Genomic DNA, 15,532 nt, shown 5'->3' with positions numbered 1-15,532 from the left:
GGAGAAACGCGATGAGCAATCCCGCGAGGATCATCGTCAACGACACCACCCTGCGCGACGGCGAGCAGACCGCCGGCGTCGCCTTCCGCCGCGACGAGAAGCTGGCGATCGCCCGGGCGCTGGACGCCGCCGGCGTGCCGGAGATCGAGGTCGGCACCCCGGCGATGGGCGAGGACGAACAGGCCGGCATCCGCGCCGTCGCCGCGCTGGGCCTCCGGGCCCGGCTGATCGCGTGGTGCCGGATGCGCGAGGACGATCTCGCCGCCGCCGCCGCCTGTGGCCTGACGATGGTCAATCTGTCGATTCCGGTGTCCGACCTGCAATTGTCGGCCAAGCTCCAGCGCGACCGCGCCTGGGCGCTCGGCCACATCGATGCCTCGGTGCGGCGGGCGGTGGCGCTGGGGTTCGAGGTGATGGTCGGCGGCGAGGATTCCTCCCGCGCCGACCCCACCTTCCTGGCCCAGGTGGTGCGCGCCTGCGAGGCGGCCGGCGCCCGCCGCTTCCGCTTCGCCGACACGATGGGGATCCTTGAGCCGTTCGGCGCCTATGAACGTTTCAGCGCGCTGCGGGCCGCCTGCGGGATCGAACTCGAGGTGCATGCCCACGACGATCTCGGCCTCGCCACCGCCAATTCGCTGGCGGCGGTCAAGGGCGGCGCCACCCATGTCAGCACCACCGTCAACGGCCTGGGCGAGCGCGCCGGCAACGCCCCGCTGGAGGAAGTGGTGGTGGCGCTCGACCACCTCTATCAGCGCGACACCGGGGTGGCCAAGCCGGCGCTGGCCGCCGTGTCGCGGCTGGTGGCCGAGGCCTCGGGCCGGCCGGTACCGGTCAACAAGAGCATCGTCGGCGAGGCGGTGTTCACCCATGAATCCGGCATCCATGTCAGCGGCCTGCTGCGCGACCGCCGCACCTATCAGGCGCTCGACCCGCGCGAGCTGGGGCGCGACCACCGGCTGGTGCTGGGCAAGCATTCCGGGCTGACCTCGGTGCTGCATGCCTGCGCCGAGGCCGGGCTCGAGGTCGATCCGCCCCGGGCGCGGCTGATGCTGGCGCGGGTCCGCCGCCATGCCGACCAGACCAAGACCTCCCCCACCCTGGACGACCTCAAGCGCTTCCACCGCGAGGCGACCGCCGCCCAAATGCCGGTTTGAAGGATGCTGCCGCGATGATTCTCGAAACCCTGGCCAAGCTTTCCAGTGCCGAGCAGTTCTTTGAAATCCTCGGCGTCCCCTACGAGGAGCGGGTGATCAATTCCAGCCGCCTGCACATCCTCAAGCGGTTCCGCGACCTGATCGCCACCACCGACATCGAGGGGCTGGACGAGGACGACACCACCGCCGTCTGTCGCGCGGCCCTGATCCAGGCGCATGACGATTTCGCCGAGGGACGGGGCCCGAAAACCTTCAAGGTGTTCCGCGACGCCCAGCCCGGCTTCGTGCCGCTGGGCGAGATCCGCCGGGCGATCTGACCCCTCGCCGACCGCCCGGCGGCAAAGCCCCTGGCGCCTTCCTCTCCACCGGGATCTCCCTGCCCCGGCGGAAGGCGCCAGGGGCTTTCCCGTTACGCCCCCGCCTGGAGGCTTCCGCCTTCCAGACCGCCCCCTCTTCCCCGGAAGAGTGATGATTTCTCAGGCCCGGCGCGCGGCCTCTTCCCCCGGCGGCACCCAGCGATGCAACTGGGCGTCGGCCGGGAACACCCGCTCGCCCCGCGCCCAGGCGGCCAGGGCGTCGGGACGGTCGAGCACCGACTGAAGCGCGGGCACCAGCGAATAGGCGTCGCAATCGAGCCCGGCCGCGTGCAGCGGCAGATTGAAGCCGGCGGCGACGGCCTCGTGCAGCCGGCGCGGCACCGCCAGCGGCTGATGGCGGATCGGCGGACCGCCGGGCGGCGGATCGATCTTGGCGAAGGTGGCCATGCACCAGCGCGGATCGGGTTGGAACAGCCCCCGGCATTTCAGCGGCCGCAGCGGGTGGATGCTGCAACTGTACTCGACCAGGAACGGACAGGCGCGGCCGCCGTTCCAGGCGGCGACCCGGCCGCGCCAGCCCGGCGACGATTCCAGGGTAACGGCCAGGGAGAGGATCTCGACCGGACTGAGTTCGACCGGCTGGTGGCAGCACCAGCCGCAGCCGGGACCGCAGGCGGCGCGGTCGGGTTCGAGCGCGGCGGCGGCGACCCAGGCGCGATCGGCCAGCACGTGGGTATGGGCGACCGCCGCCGGCCAGTCCGGCGCGGGCTCGGCCAGCGTCGCCTGGGCCAGCGCCCGGGCGGCGGCGAAGGCGGCGTCGAGATGGGGAGCGAGTGCGGAACCACCGGTCATCCGGCCAGGATAGCAGAGAGACGGCGGCGGCAAAACAGCGGGCCGGGCCGGGCGCGCTGCCCGGCCTCCACCGGCGGCCATAGACCGGAACGCCGGGGGGCGGGAAAATGGGAAATGGAGGCTTCCGCCGTGGTTTGGACCGGGCTATTTTGGCAGCGGCGCGCACGGGAGCAGGTCGGGTCCGGGACCGGACACCGGTCCTTCCGGGGAAGAAACCGGGGAACGCCTCGGCGACATCACAGACGTTGGGTTGTTTTTCAGTGGGTTGGAGGGTGGCTTGTTTCTCCTGATCGACAATTACGACAGTTTCACCTACAACCTCTGGCATTATCTGGGCGAACTGGGCGCCGAGGTCGCGGTCCGCCGCAACGACGCCCTGACGGTGGCCGAGGCGCTGGCGCTGGCGCCGCAGGGAATCGTGATCTCGCCCGGCCCGTGCGATCCCGACCGCGCCGGCATCTGCCTCGACCTGATCGCCGCCGCCGCGCAGGCCGGGGTGCCGCTGTTCGGGGTCTGCCTCGGCCATCAATCGATCGGGCAGGCCTTCGGCGGCAAGGTGGTGCGGGCGCCGCAGCCGCTGCACGGCAAGATCAGTTCGATCCACCATGACGGCTCGGGGGTGTTCGCCGGCCTGCCCTCGCCGTTCCGCGCCACCCGCTACCATTCGCTGGTGGTCGAGCGGTCGAGCTTCCCCGCCGACCTGCATGTCTCGGCCTGGAGCGAGGACGGGCTGGTGATGGGCCTCACCCACCGCACCCTGCCGATCTGGGGGGTGCAGTTCCACCCCGAGAGCATCGAGACCGAGCACGGCCACCAGATGCTGCGCAATTTCCTCGATTACGCCACCGGCCGCCCGGTCGCCCCCGGGGTGGCGGCCTGAGATGAGCGCGATCGGCGTGATCAGGCCGGTGCTGGCGCGGGTCGCCCTGGGCGAGAGCCTGTCCGAGGCCGAGGCCGAGGCGGTGTTCGCCGAGATCATGTCGGGCGAGGCGACGCCGGCCCAGATCGGCGGCCTGCTGATGGCGCTCCGGGTGCGCGGCGAGACGGTGGCGGAAATCACCGGCGCCGCCCGCATCATGCGGGCCAAGTCGCTGCCGGTCGCGGCCCCGGCCGACGCGATCGACACCTGCGGCACCGGCGGTGACGGCTCGGGCACCTACAACATCTCGACCGCCGCCGCCTTCGTCGTCGCCGGCTGCGGCGTGCCGGTGGCCAAGCACGGCAACCGTGCCCTGTCGTCGAAATCGGGCTCGGCCGACGTGCTGGCGGCGCTCGGGGTCAATCTCGACGCCGACCTCGCCTTGGTGCAGGAATCGCTCGCCACCAACCATATCGGCTTCCTGATGGCGCCGCGCCATCACAGCGCGATGCGCCACGTCGCCGGCCCCCGGGTCGAACTGGGCACCCGCACCCTGTTCAACCTGCTCGGCCCGCTGGCCAACCCGGCCAACACCCGGTTCCAGGTGATCGGGGTGTTCGCCGAACGCTGGGTCGAGCCGCTGGCCGAGGTGCTGGGCCGGCTCGGCTCGGAGCGGGCCTGGGTGGTGCATGGCAGCGACGGGCTCGACGAGCTGACCACCACCGGCCCGAGCACGGTGGCCGAGCTGCGGAACGGCCGGGTCCACCGCTTCACCGTCACCCCGGAACAGGCCGGCCTGCCCCGCGCCGACGCCGAGGCGCTGAAGGGCGGCGACGCCGCCGCCAACGCCCAGGCGCTGCGCGCCCTGCTCGGCGGCGCGCCCGGCGCCTATCGCGACATCGTCGTGCTCAACGCCGCCGCCGCGCTGGTGGTGGCGGGCCGGGCCGGGGATCTCGCCGCCGCCGCCCGGCTGGCCGAGCATTCCATCGACAGCGGCGCCGCCGCCGCCTCCCTCAATCGCCTGATCGCGATCACCAACCGGATCTCCTGACACCATGTCCGCATTGCCCACCATTCTCGACCGGATCTGCGGGGAAAAGCGCAAGCTGGTCGCCGAACACAAGGCCCACCGTCCGATTCAGGAATTGCTGAACCGGGCCCAGGACCAGGCGCCGCCGCGCGGCTTCGCCCAGTCCCTGACCGACAAGGTCGCGGCGGGCGGCTTCGGCGTGATCGCCGAGATCAAGAAGGCCTCGCCCTCGGCCGGGGTGATCCGCCCCAATTTCCAGCCGGCCCAGATCGCCCGCGCCTATCAGCGCGGCGGCGCCGCCTGCCTGTCGGTGCTGACCGACACCCGCTTCTTCCAGGGCAGCGACGCCGATCTCGGCGCCGCCCGCTCGGCCTGCGACCTGCCGGTGCTGCGCAAGGATTTCCTGGTCGATCCCTATCAGGTGGTCGAGGCCCGGGCGCTCGGCGCCGATTGCGTGCTGCTGATCGTCGCCGCCCTCAGCGACGAGGATCTGGCCCAGATGGAATCGGTCGCGCTCGGCTACGGCATGGACGTGATCCTCGAGGTGCATGACGAGGCAGAACTGGAACGGGCGCTGAAGCTGCGCTCGCCGCTGATCGGCATCAACAACCGCGACCTCAAGGTGATGCGCACCGACATCGCCACCACCGAGCGGCTGGTGCCGCTGCTGCCGCCCGACCGGGTCGCCATCTCGGAAAGCGGGCTGGAAAGCCCGGCCGACCTCAAGCGGATGGCCGATGTCGGGGTGCGGCGCTTCCTGATCGGCGAGTCGCTGATGCGGCGCACCGACGTCGAGGAGGCGCTGCGGGTGCTGCTGGCCGGCGCCTGCGCCGGCTGACCCTGGCGGCGCCGTCCGCCGCGATCCGCGACCGGGACGGCGCCAGCCCCCCGCCGGCAGCCGGTCCCCAGCCCAGGAGGAACCGCATGTCGGCCTTGTTTTCCCCCTTCACCCTGAAGAGCGTCACCCTGCGCAATCGCGTCGCGGTGCCGCCGATGTGCCAGTACAGCGCGACCGACGGTCTCAGCAATGACTGGCACTGGGCCCATTACGCCGGGCTCGCCCGCGGCGGCGCCGGACTGGTGATCGTCGAGGCCACCGCAGTGGCGCCCGAGGGACGGATCAGCCCGGCCTGCCTCGGCCTGTGGAACGACGCCCAGGCCGAGGGGCTGGCCCGCATCGCCGCCCAGATCAAGGCGGCCGGCGCGGTGCCGGGAATCCAGATCGGCCATGCCGGCCGCAAGGCCAGCGCCAACCGGCCATGGGAAGGCGACGACCACCTCCCCGCCGACGATCCGCGCGCCTGGCCGATCCTCGCCCCCTCGGCGGTGGCGTTCGGCGCCAACCTGCCCCGGGTGCCGCGCGCGATGGATCTCGCCGACATCGCCCGGGTGCGGGCCGATTTCGTCGCCGCCGCCCGCCGCGCCCTCGCGGCCGGGTTCGAGTGGCTCGAACTGCATTTCGCCCACGGCTATCTCGGCCAGAGCTTCTTCTCGCCCCATTCCAACCATCGCACCGACGGCTATGGCGGCGACCTCGCCGGGCGCTCGCGCTTCCTGTTCGAGACGCTGGAGGCGGTGCGGGCGGTCTGGCCCGATTCGCTGCCGCTGACCGCCCGCTTCGGGGTGATCGAATATGACGGCCGCGACGAACAGACCCTGGCCGAGTCGATCACCCTGGCCCAGGGCTTCCGCCAGCGCGGCCTCGACCTGCTCAGCGTCAGCGTCGGCTTTTCCACCCCGGAGGCCTCGATCCCGTGGGCGCCGGGCTTCCTCGCCCCGATCGCCGGCCGGGTGCGGGCCGAAACCGGTCTGCCGGTCGCCTCGGCCTGGGGGCTCGAATCCCCCGCGATCGCCGAACGGGTGGTGGCCCAGGGCCAGCTCGATCTGGTGATGATCGGCCGCGCCATGCTGGCCGATCCGCATTACCCCTACCGCCTCGCCCAGGCGCTGGGGGTCGAACGGCCGTCCTGGGTGCTGCCAGCGCCCTACGCCCACTGGCTGGCGCGCTATCGGCTGTATCAGGGGGACTGACGCGGGCTCCGCCCGCCCCCGCCAAGGGCCGCAAGGCCCTTGGATCCCTTTGGGGGTCGGGCATGGACACGCCTGTCAGCCTGGGCGGAACCCGCATCCTCTCTGCGGCGGAACGCTTGACGGCAGGGTGGAACATGGGTAGAACAAAGCGAGGTTGTTTAGGCTTTGTTCCTGATGGCTCCGCCCTGAAAGGATGCCCGGCATGCTGACCCGCAAACAGTACGAGTTGCTGATGTTCATCGATCAGCGACTGCGCGCCACCGGGGTGTCGCCATCCTTCGACGAGATGAAGGACGCGCTCGACCTCAAGTCGAAATCGGGGATTCACCGCCTGATCACCGGGCTGGAGGAACGCGGCTTCATCCGCCGCCTCGCCCACCGCGCCCGGGCGCTGGAGGTGCTGCGCCTGCCCGACAACCGGGCCGACAGCGCCCCGCCGCCCGCCCCGGCCCGGCCGTTCTCGCCGACGGTGATCAAGGGCAGCTTCTCCCAGGTGCTGACCGGGGCGCCGATCGCCGGCCCGGCCGACGCGGTGGCGCTGCCGCTGTACGGCAAGATCGCCGCCGGCACCCCGATCGAGGCGCTGCGCGACCATTCGACCAGCATCGACGTGCCGGCCGCCCTGCTCGGCAGCGGCAACCATTACGCCCTGACGGTCGAGGGCGATTCGATGATCGACGCCGGCATCCTCGACGGCGACGTGGTGGTGGTGCGCAGCTGCGATCTGGCCGAGGCCGGCACCATCGTCGTCGCCCTGATCGACGACAGCGAGGTGACGCTGAAACGGCTGCGGCGCAAGGGCGGCTCGATCGCGCTGGAGCCGGCCAACAAGAAATACGAGACCCGGATCTTTCCTCCCGACCGGGTCAAGGTCCAGGGCCGGCTGGTCGGCCTGCTGCGGTCCTACTGACCATGGCCGCCCCTCGCCCCCTGCGCTTCGGCTTCACCGTCGACGGCCGGCCGGCGACGGAAGAACCGGCGGCGATGTGTGTCACCTATCTCGGCCGGACCAGCCGCCGCGCCGCCGAGGCCGACGCCCGCCGCCGCTTCGAGGAATGGCGCCGCCTCGCCAGCCCACTGGCGCGCCGTTGGTCGGCCGATCAGGTTGTGCTCATTCCTTAGGCAATCCCGGTTTTCTGCGGAAAACATGACCGGAGGAAAGGTAAGGGCTTGCTGGGACGGGACTCCGTAATATAATTTCGCGCACTTTCGAAGCTTGCGGAGTTTTTTGATGCAGCGGGTCAAGCTCGACCGGATCGATCGCCGTATTCTCGCCGATCTCCAGGCCGACGGCCGGATGACCAATGTCGAGTTGGCGCGACGGTCGGGGATCTCGGCCCCCCCCTGCCTGCGGCGGGTGCGGGCGCTGGAGGAGACCGGCTACATTCGCGGCTACCATGCCGACATCGATCCGACGGCGCTCGGCTACACCGTGACGGTGTTCGCCCAGGTCGGGCTGAGCAGCCAGGCCGAGGCCGACCTCAAGGCGTTCGAGGATCTGACCAATTCCTGGCCGGAAGTGCGCGAATGCCACATGCTGGCCGGCGAGACCGACTTCCTGCTGAAGGTGGTGGCGCGCGACTGGGACGATTACCAACGCTTCCTCACCACCCGCCTGACCGCCGCCCCCAACATCAGCCACGTCAAAAGCGCCCTGGCGATCCGCAGCGCCAAGGTCCAGCCGGGCGTGCCGATCGACGTCAACGAGGGCGACGAGCCCGAGCCGCTGGCCGACGAGGACATCCAGGACGCGTCATAGGCGGGCTTGACCCGCCATCCCCATGTCAAGCCAAACCGCGCCCCTGGATGCGCGGATCAAGTCCGCGCCTGACGGAGAAGAGCGCCCCGCTCCTCCATGATGAACCAAAAAAGAAGGGGGTCCGGGGCATCGCCCCGGCCGGGCCCGCGGGCGGGAGCCCGCGTAACATCGCAGTGTGGCGGGAGCCCGCCTCAGGCCGGCAGCCGTTCCAGCACCTGGGCGAAAAACCCGTCGGTCTGGTGACGCAGCGGGGTCAGGCGCAATCCGTCCCCCTCGACCGGACAGGGCGTGCCGAGGGTTTCGGCCCAGGCCTGGGCCACCGGCACGATGCGGAAATCGGGATGGGCGGCGAGGAAGGTCGCGACCTGCCCTTCGTTCTCCTCGGTCATCACCGAGCAGGTGGCATGGATCAACCGGCCGCCGGGACGGACCAGCCGGGCGGCGCTGGCGAGGATCGCCTGCTGCCGGCCGACCAGTTCGAGCAGATCGGCCTCGCCCAGTTGCCATTTGGCGTCGGGATTGCGGCGCCAGGTGCCGGTGCCGGTGCAGGGGGCATCGACCAGCACCCGGTCGAACGAGCCGGCCGAGCGTTTGATCCATTTGTCGGATTCGCCGCCGATCACCCGGCGGGTGACATTGTGGACCCCGGCGCGGCGCAGACGGTCGCCGGCGCGATCGACCCGCCATTCGGCGACGTCGCAGGCCACCAGCCGGCCCTTGTTGGCCATCTCGGCGGCCAGGGCCAGGGTCTTGCCGCCGGCCCCGGCGCAATAATCGACCACCGCCATCCCCGGCCGCGCCCCGACCAGCAGCGCCACCAGCTGCGAGCCCTCGTCCTGCACCTCGACCAGCCCGTCGCGCCACGCCTGGACCTGGACCAGCGCCACCCGCGAGGCCAGCCGCAGCCCGAGCGGCGACAGAGCGGTGGGGGTGGCCTGGATCCCCTCGGCCGCCAGCGCGGCGATCGCCTGCTCGCGCGTCGCCTTCAGCCGGTTGACCCGCAGGTCGAGCGGGGCCTCGTCGCGCATCGCCCCCATCTCCTCGGCGAGCCGGTCGCCGAACAAAGCGGCGAGACGCGGCGCGATCCAGGCCGGATATTCGCCCCGCACCTCGGGCGGCATCTCGTGATGGAACAGCGAACGGGTCTCGCGCAGCCACTCGATCATCCGGGTTTCGTCCGGCTCGGGCGGCCAGGCGGAATGCGGCCCCCGGAACAGATCCGGCGTCACCGGCTCGCCCTGGAAGGCGAGATCGGCCAGCACCCGGGCCCGGCTGCCGCCCTCGGCCTCGCAGCGGGCGATCCACCAATCGAGCCGGGCCTGAGCGCGCAGCACCCGCCACACCCGCTCGGCGATGGCGCGGCGGTCCTTGGCGCCGATGTAGCGGCGTTCGCGGAAATAGGCGGCGGCGGCGGAATCGGCCGGCCGGGCCGATTTCTCGATCGCGGACAGGACCTCGATGGCGGCCTGGAGACGGGCGGCGGGAGTCATGGGGCAAAACACCTGATCGGCAAGGGAAAAAGCGCCCCGCCGGACGGGGGCGGCGACGTGACGGCGCAACGCGGCGGGGGACGGCCCCACTCATAAGGCAACCGCCCGGCCGAAAGCAACAGCCACGGCCGGAGCCGATGCCCCCCCCCTTCCGACAAAAACAAAGGGGGTCCGGGGCATCGCCCCGGTTGGGTTTGGGCGAAAGCCCAATCGTTCCCGGGCGGCGGACTACATCGCGTCAACCCGCGACCGCGCCGCGCGGGCGGTGGCGCGGTCCTCGTACATGCCGTCGAGGATTTCGGCGTGGCTCTCGCGGATCAGGTGGCGGCGGATCTTCATCGTCGGGGTCAGCAGCCCGTTCTCGACCGAGAACGGCTCGGCCAGCACGGCGAAGCGGCGGATCCGCTCGACCGGGGCGAGACGGGCATTGACCTGCTCGACCGCCATCGCGATCTCGGCCTTGAGGCTGGGATGCTCGATCACCACCCCGCCCGGCCGGCTGCCCAGCGCATGGGCCACCCGGTCGGGCTCGGGTACGATCAGCGCCACCAGATGGGGGCGGCGGTCGCCATGCACCATCGCCTGGGCGATGCCGGGCTGAAGGGTCAGCAGGGTCTCGATCCGCTGCGGCGAGACGTTGTCGCCGCCGGAATTGACGATGATGTCCTTCTTGCGGTCGGTGATGCGCAGACAGCCATCGGCCTCGATCACCCCGATGTCGCCGGTATGCAGCCAGCCCTCGGCATCGATCGCGGTGGCGGTGGAGACCGGATCCTGCCAGTAGCCCTGCATCACCAGTTCGCCGCGCACCAGGATCTCGCCATCGTCGGCGATGCGCAGCTCGACATCGTCGAGCGCCGGGCCGACCGTATCGGGCCGCTCCTGGCCGGGGCGGTTGACGCTGATCACCGGGGCGGCCTCGGTCTGGCCGTAGCCCTGGAGGATCCGCACCCCGAGCGAGAGGAAGAACCGCCCGACCTCGGGCGACAGCGGCGCGCCGCCCGAGACGAACGCCTTGAGCCGGCCGCCGAACCGCTCATGGACCTTGCGCCGCACCAGCCGGTCGAGCACCCGGTCGGCGATGGCGTCGAGCGGGCCGAGCCGGCCGCGCTGGTCGAGCCGGCGGCCGCCCAGCCGCAGCGCGGCGCTGAACAGGCTGCGCTTGGCCTGACCGCTCTTGGCCAGCCCCTTGAGGATCCGGCTGCGCATCGTCTCGTAGAGGCGGGGCACGGCGGTCATGATGGTCGGCCGCACCTCGAGCATGTTGGCGGCCAATTGCTCGATGCTGTCGGCACAATGGATGCTGGCGCCGATCGCGATCGGCAGATAGAGCCCGGCGGTGTGCTCGTAGGCGTGCGACAGCGGCAGGAACGACAGGAACACCTCGTCCTGGTCGATGCCGCGATTGAGGTCGTGGACCAGCCGGGCCGCGCCGGCACAGTTGTGCAGGATCGAGCCGTGCGACTGCATCACCCCCTTCGGCACCCCCCCGGTGCCGGAGGTGTGGATGATACAGGCGGTATGGCGGCGGGTCAGGGCGCGCACCCCGGCGCGCAGGGCGGCGAAATCGCCCTCGGCCCGACCGCGCCCCAGCACCTCGTCCCACAGATGGCGGGTGATGCCGGGGGGCGCCTCGGCGAACGGGGAATCGATCAGGATCACGTCGGGCCGGGCCGGCACCTCGGCGGCGGCGGCCAGCACCCGCATCGCCAGCGCCGTGCTCGACACGATCGCCAGCCGCGCCCCGGAATTGGCCAGGATGTGGGCGTGGTCGGCCACGGTGTTGGTGGTGTAGGCCGGCACGGTGATCGCGCCGACGGTCATGATCGCCAGATCGGCGATCGCCCATTCCGGCCGGTTCTCGGCGATCAGGGCGACGCGGTCCCCCGGCCCGACTCCCAACGCGGACAGCCCGGCGGCCAGGGCAAGCACCTGCTCGGCGGTGGCGCGCCACGAGCGCGCCCGCCATTCCCCCTGCCGTCGCGCCACCAGAAACGGCTTTTCCCCCAGTCGCTCCGCCTGATCGAAGAACATCCCGGGCAGGCTGGTCCAGGCGCGAATATCCTCCATGCGACGATCTCCCTGTTCCCCGCTAACAGTGATACCTATATTCGCGCACGGCACAAGGAGGTTGCGCATGACTCATCACGGTTCCGCAGGTGCGAACGAAGCCCTTCCGGAATGGGACCTGTCCGATCTGTATCCTGGAACGGACTGCCCGCAACTGGATCGGGACCTGAGCGAGGTCGCCACCGCCGCCAAGGGGTTCGAGACCCGTTTCGCCGGCCAGCTCGCCAGCCTCGACAGCGCCGGCTTCGCCGCGGCGATCGCCGAATATGAGCGGATCGGCGAGGTGTTCGGCCGCATCATGTCCTATGCCCAGCTGCATTATGCCGGCAACGTCGCCGACGCCGCGCGCGGGCGGTTCATGCAGGGGATGCAGGAGCGGGTCACCGACATCTCGACCCACACCCTGTTCTTCACGCTGGAAATCAACCGGCTCGACGACGCGACGCTGGAACGGCTGCTGACCGACCCGGCGGCGGCGCGCTATGCCCCCTGGCTGCGCGACCTGCGGGTGTTCCGGCCGCACCAGCTTTCCGACGAGCTGGAAAAGATGCTGCACGATCTGCATGTCTGCGGCACCGCGGCGTGGCACCGGCTGTTCGAGGAAACCATCGCCCGGCTGCGTTTCCCGGTCGGCGGGGCCGAACTGACCTCGGCCGAGGCGCTCAACCTGCTGTCCGACCCCGACCGCGCCAAGCGCGAGGAAGCCGGCCGCGCGCTCGGCCGGGTGCTGGGCGACAATGCCCCGCTGTTCGCCCTGATCACCAACACCCTGGCCAAGGAGAAGGAGGTCGACGACCGCTGGCGCGCCTATCCCCGGCCGCAATCCTTCCGCAACCTCGCCAATCAGGTCGAGGACGGGGTGGTCGATGCCCTGGTCGCGGCGGTGAAGGACAATTACGCCCACACCGCCCATCGCTATTACGCGATGAAGGCCCAATGGCTCGGGCTCGACAAACTGAGCCACTGGGACCGCAACGCCCCGCTGCCGGACGACAACGACCGGCTTTATTCGTGGGACGAGGCGCGCGGGCTGGTGCTCGACGCCTATGGCGCCTTCTCGCCCGAGCTGGCCGCGCTCGGCCGCCGCTTCTTCGACAATCCGTGGATCGACGTGCCGCCCCGCCCCGGCAAGTCGCCCGGCGCCTTCGCCCATCCCACCGTGCCGTCGGCCCATCCCTATCTGCTGCTGAACTACATGGGCCGCAGCCGCGACGTGATGACCCTGGCCCACGAACTGGGCCACGGCGTCCATCAATTGCTGGCCGCCGGCCAGGGGCCGCTGCTGTCCGACACCCCGCTGACCCTGGCCGAGACCGCCTCGGTGTTCGGCGAGATGCTGACCTTCCGCGCCCTGCTCGACCGCGAGACCGACCCGGCCCGCCGCCGCATCCTGCTGGCCGGCAAGGTCGAGGACATGCTCAACACCGTGGTGCGCCAGATCGCCTTCTACGATTTCGAAAGCCGGGTCCATCAGGAACGGCGCGAAATCGGCGAACTGGCGCCCGAGCGGATCGCCGAAATCTGGCGCGCGGTGCAGACCGAGAGCCTCGGGCCGGCGTTCGATTTCGACGCCAGCTACGATCATTTCTGGACCTACATCGCCCACTTCATCCATACCCCGTTCTACGTCTACGCCTATGCGTTCGGCGATTGTCTGGTCAACTCGCTCTATTCGACCTATCAGGGCGGGACGATCCCCGATTTCCAGGCCCGCTATCTCGACCTGTTGCGGGCCGGCGGCACCCTGCGGCACCGCGAGTTGCTGGTGCCGTTCGGGCTCGACGCCTCCGATCCGGCGTTCTGGAGCCGGGGGCTCGGGCTGCTGACCGGCTTCATCGACGAGCTTGACCGCGCTGGTTGAGATCATGACCCACCGCCCGGGCGTCGGGGCTTCCGCCCCGAACCCCGACCGGGAGGCGCAGCCTCCCGGACCCTCCCGTTTGCCGGCGCTGTTCGACCGCAAGGCCGGCGGGAGCGCGGCACCGTTCCTGCCGACCAGCCGAGGCGAGATGGAGCGGCTGGGGTGGGACGCCTGCGACGTCGTGCTGATCGGCGGCGACGCTTATGTCGATCATCCCAGCTTCGGCCTCGCCGTGATCGGGCGGGTGCTGGAGGCCGACGGCTTCCGCGTCGGCATCATCGCCCAGCCCGACTGGACCAGCGCCGAGCCGTTCAAGGCACTGGGGCGGCCCCGCCTGTTCTTCGGCGTCACCGGCGGGGCGATGGATTCGATGGTCAACCATTACACCGCCGACCGGCGGCTGCGGCATGATGATGCCTATACGCCCGGAGGGATCGCCGGGCGGCGGCCGGACCGGGCGGTGCTGGTCTATGCCCAGCGTTGCCGCGAGGCGTTCAAGGACGTGCCGATCGTGCTGGGCGGGATCGAGGCCTCGCTGCGCCGGGTCGCCCATTTCGACATCTGGTCGGAGAAGGTGCGGCGCTCGGTGCTGCTCGACGCCAAGGCCGACCTGCTGGTTTACGGCAATGGCGAGCGGGCGATCCTGGCGATCGCCCGCCGCGCCGCCCGGGGCGAGCCGATCCGGGCGATGGGCGACCTGCGCGGCACCGTCACCCTGCGCGACCGGGTGCCCGACGATTGGCGCGAATGCGACCTGTCCGGGCTCGACGCCGCGCTGCCACCGCCGGACTCGGACGATGTCCGGCCGGAGGTGGTGCGGCTGCCGTCGTTCGAGGCGGTGCGCGACGATCCGGTGCTGTACGCCCACGCCACCCGGCTGCTGCATCTCGAAACCAATCCGCTCAACGCCCGCGCCCTGGTCCAGCGCCATGGCGACAAGGAGGTGTGGGTTAGCCCGCCGCCGCTGCCGCTGTCGAGCGCCGATCTCGACCGGGTCCACGAACTGCCTTATGCCCGCGCCCCCCATCCCGGCCAGGGCGACGGCAAGATCCCGGCCTGGGAGATGATCCGCTTCTCGGTGGCGATCGTGCGCGGCTGTTTCGGCGGCTGTTCGTTCTGCGCCATCGCCGCCCATGAGGGGCGGATCGTCCAGAGCCGCTCGGCCGACTCGGTGCTGCGCGAAATCGCCGCGATCCGCGACCGCACCCCCGGCTTCACCGGGGCGATTTCCGATCTGGGCGGCCCGACCGCCAACATGTGGCGGCTGGGCTGTACCAAGCCGCAGGCCCAGGCCCGCTGCCGGCGGCCGTCCTGCCTCACCCCCCGCCCGTGCCCCTCGCTCGGCACCGATCACGGCCCGCTGATCGCGCTGTACCGCGCCGCCCGCGCCGTGACCGGGGTGCATAGCGTCGCGGTCGCCTCGGGGGTGCGGCACGACCTCGCCCTCGCCAGCCCGGACTATATCGACGAGCTGACCCGCCACCATGTCGGCGGCACCCTCAAGCTGGCGCCCGAACACAGCGAGCCCGGCCCGCTGGCGCTGATGCTGAAGCCGCCGATCGAGCAGTTCGAACGCTTCCGCACCCGCTTCGAGGCCACCGCGCGCAAGGCCGGCAAGAAGCTGCGGCTGATCCCCTATTTCATCGCCGCCCATCCCGGCACCACCGACCAGGACATGCTGGCGTTGGCGCTGTGGCTGAAACGCAACGGCTTCCGGCTCGATCAGGTGCAGACCTTCCTGCCCTCGCCGCTGACTCTCGCCACCGCGATGTACCATTCCGGCCGCAACCCGCTGGAACAGGTCAAGCGCGAGGGCGCCACGGTGTTCACCGCCAAGGGGCTGCGCCAGCGCCGGCTGCACAAGGCGTTCCTGCGCTGGCACGACCCGGAGAACTGGCCGATCCTGCGCGAGGCGCTGCACCAGATGGGCCGGGCCGACCTGATCGGCGGCGGCCCCAACGCCCTGGTGCCGCGCGCCGCCGCCCGCGCCGAAAACGCGCCGGTCAAACGCGGCCCGCCGCCGCGCGGCAAACGCCCGCGCCCAAGCTGAAAGCCCGCTCCGCGCCCGACCATCGATGGGATCCAAGGGCCTTGCGGCCCTTGGCGGGG

14 protein-coding genes are annotated in these 15,532 nt (G+C 70.9%); 11 read left to right on the top strand and 3 right to left on the bottom strand.

From position 1 onward, the window contains the following. The first annotated feature begins 11 nt into the window (after positions 1–11). Together nifV and nifW are read left to right on the top strand one after the other, a co-directional pair. Positions 12–1,154, top strand: a complete 1,143-nt coding sequence (nifV, locus tag ACFSNB_RS12680) for a homocitrate synthase (RefSeq protein WP_377317097.1) — start codon at positions 12–14, stop codon at positions 1,152–1,154. Between the two features lie 14 nt (positions 1,155–1,168). Next, a complete protein-coding gene (gene nifW / locus ACFSNB_RS12675) occupies positions 1,169–1,471 on the top strand; it encodes a nitrogenase-stabilizing/protective protein NifW (RefSeq protein WP_377317095.1) in 303 nt (100 codons plus the stop codon). Between the two features lie 159 nt (positions 1,472–1,630). Here nifW and ACFSNB_RS12670 read toward each other — a convergent pair whose 3' ends face one another. Continuing rightward, a complete protein-coding gene (locus ACFSNB_RS12670; RefSeq protein WP_377317093.1) occupies positions 1,631–2,323 on the bottom strand; it encodes a YkgJ family cysteine cluster protein in 693 nt (230 codons plus the stop codon). A 277-nt stretch (positions 2,324–2,600) separates the two neighbouring features. Here ACFSNB_RS12670 and ACFSNB_RS12665 point away from each other — a divergent pair, with 277 nt between their 5' ends. From ACFSNB_RS12665 to ACFSNB_RS12635, 7 genes are all read left to right on the top strand, one after another. Further along, the gene (locus ACFSNB_RS12665; RefSeq protein ID WP_377317091.1) at positions 2,601–3,203 is read left to right on the top strand and encodes an anthranilate synthase component II; all 603 of its coding nucleotides are present in this window, start codon (positions 2,601–2,603) and stop codon (positions 3,201–3,203) included. Between the two features lies 1 nt (position 3,204). Then, the gene (gene trpD, locus ACFSNB_RS12660) at positions 3,205–4,233 is read left to right on the top strand and encodes an anthranilate phosphoribosyltransferase (RefSeq protein WP_377317089.1); all 1,029 of its coding nucleotides are present in this window, start codon (positions 3,205–3,207) and stop codon (positions 4,231–4,233) included. Between the two features lie 4 nt (positions 4,234–4,237). Next, the gene (gene trpC / locus ACFSNB_RS12655; RefSeq protein WP_377317087.1) at positions 4,238–5,050 is read left to right on the top strand and encodes an indole-3-glycerol phosphate synthase TrpC; all 813 of its coding nucleotides are present in this window, start codon (positions 4,238–4,240) and stop codon (positions 5,048–5,050) included. 86 nt (positions 5,051–5,136) lie between these two features. Further along, a complete protein-coding gene (locus tag ACFSNB_RS12650) occupies positions 5,137–6,243 on the top strand; it encodes an NADH:flavin oxidoreductase/NADH oxidase (RefSeq protein WP_377317085.1) in 1,107 nt (368 codons plus the stop codon). A 202-nt stretch (positions 6,244–6,445) separates the two neighbouring features. Then, complete coding sequence (lexA, locus tag ACFSNB_RS12645) at positions 6,446–7,153, top strand: transcriptional repressor LexA (RefSeq protein ID WP_377317083.1); 708 nt, start codon at positions 6,446–6,448, stop codon at positions 7,151–7,153. A 2-nt stretch (positions 7,154–7,155) separates the two neighbouring features. Next, complete coding sequence (locus ACFSNB_RS12640; protein WP_377317081.1) at positions 7,156–7,365, top strand: hypothetical protein; 210 nt, start codon at positions 7,156–7,158, stop codon at positions 7,363–7,365. Between the two features lie 109 nt (positions 7,366–7,474). Beyond that, a complete protein-coding gene (locus tag ACFSNB_RS12635) occupies positions 7,475–8,002 on the top strand; it encodes an Lrp/AsnC family transcriptional regulator (protein ID WP_377317079.1) in 528 nt (175 codons plus the stop codon). A 191-nt stretch (positions 8,003–8,193) separates the two neighbouring features. On the opposite strand, the gene ACFSNB_RS12630 is transcribed toward ACFSNB_RS12635, so the two are convergent. Continuing rightward, entirely contained in the window at positions 8,194–9,492 is a 1,299-nt protein-coding gene (locus tag ACFSNB_RS12630; protein ID WP_377317077.1) for an RsmB/NOP family class I SAM-dependent RNA methyltransferase, read from the bottom strand. Positions 9,493–9,720: 228 nt separating this feature from the next. After that, the gene (locus ACFSNB_RS12625; RefSeq protein ID WP_377317075.1) at positions 9,721–11,562 is read right to left on the bottom strand and encodes an AMP-dependent synthetase/ligase; all 1,842 of its coding nucleotides are present in this window, start codon (positions 11,560–11,562) and stop codon (positions 9,721–9,723) included. A 67-nt stretch (positions 11,563–11,629) separates the two neighbouring features. Here ACFSNB_RS12625 and ACFSNB_RS12620 point away from each other — a divergent pair, with 67 nt between their 5' ends. Both ACFSNB_RS12620 and ACFSNB_RS12615 read left to right on the top strand, forming a co-directional pair. Continuing rightward, positions 11,630–13,423, top strand: a complete 1,794-nt coding sequence (locus tag ACFSNB_RS12620) for a M3 family oligoendopeptidase (protein ID WP_377317073.1) — start codon at positions 11,630–11,632, stop codon at positions 13,421–13,423. A 79-nt stretch (positions 13,424–13,502) separates the two neighbouring features. Beyond that, complete coding sequence (locus ACFSNB_RS12615; RefSeq protein WP_377317071.1) at positions 13,503–15,473, top strand: YgiQ family radical SAM protein; 1,971 nt, start codon at positions 13,503–13,505, stop codon at positions 15,471–15,473. Positions 15,474–15,532 lie beyond the last annotated feature (59 nt).

Source organism: Phaeospirillum tilakii (genome assembly GCF_042683125.1).
In the GTDB taxonomy this organism is placed as follows: Bacteria; Pseudomonadota; Alphaproteobacteria; order Rhodospirillales; family Magnetospirillaceae; genus Phaeospirillum; species Phaeospirillum tilakii.
Note: the sequence above shows the minus strand (reverse complement) of the source record. Positions and strands in the feature narration are given on the sequence as shown.

Excerpts from the sequence above, each read along its gene's own strand:
- nifV (WP_377317097.1), top strand. The coding sequence starts at position 12 with ATGAGCAATCCCGCGAGGATCATCGTCAACGACACCACCCTGCGCGAC.
- ACFSNB_RS12620 (WP_377317073.1), top strand. The coding sequence starts at position 11,630 with ATGACTCATCACGGTTCCGCAGGTGCGAACGAAGCCCTTCCGGAATGG.
- nifW (WP_377317095.1), top strand. The coding sequence starts at position 1,169 with ATGATTCTCGAAACCCTGGCCAAGCTTTCCAGTGCCGAGCAGTTCTTT.
- trpD (WP_377317089.1), top strand. The coding sequence starts at position 3,205 with ATGAGCGCGATCGGCGTGATCAGGCCGGTGCTGGCGCGGGTCGCCCTG.
- ACFSNB_RS12635 (WP_377317079.1), top strand. The coding sequence starts at position 7,475 with ATGCAGCGGGTCAAGCTCGACCGGATCGATCGCCGTATTCTCGCCGAT.
- ACFSNB_RS12640 (WP_377317081.1), top strand. The coding sequence starts at position 7,156 with ATGGCCGCCCCTCGCCCCCTGCGCTTCGGCTTCACCGTCGACGGCCGG.
- ACFSNB_RS12670 (WP_377317093.1), bottom strand. The coding sequence starts at position 2,323 with ATGACCGGTGGTTCCGCACTCGCTCCCCATCTCGACGCCGCCTTCGCC.
- ACFSNB_RS12650 (WP_377317085.1), top strand. The coding sequence starts at position 5,137 with ATGTCGGCCTTGTTTTCCCCCTTCACCCTGAAGAGCGTCACCCTGCGC.
- ACFSNB_RS12630 (WP_377317077.1), bottom strand. The coding sequence starts at position 9,492 with ATGACTCCCGCCGCCCGTCTCCAGGCCGCCATCGAGGTCCTGTCCGCG.
- lexA (WP_377317083.1), top strand. The coding sequence starts at position 6,446 with ATGCTGACCCGCAAACAGTACGAGTTGCTGATGTTCATCGATCAGCGA.
- trpC (WP_377317087.1), top strand. The coding sequence starts at position 4,238 with ATGTCCGCATTGCCCACCATTCTCGACCGGATCTGCGGGGAAAAGCGC.
- ACFSNB_RS12625 (WP_377317075.1), bottom strand. The coding sequence starts at position 11,562 with ATGGAGGATATTCGCGCCTGGACCAGCCTGCCCGGGATGTTCTTCGAT.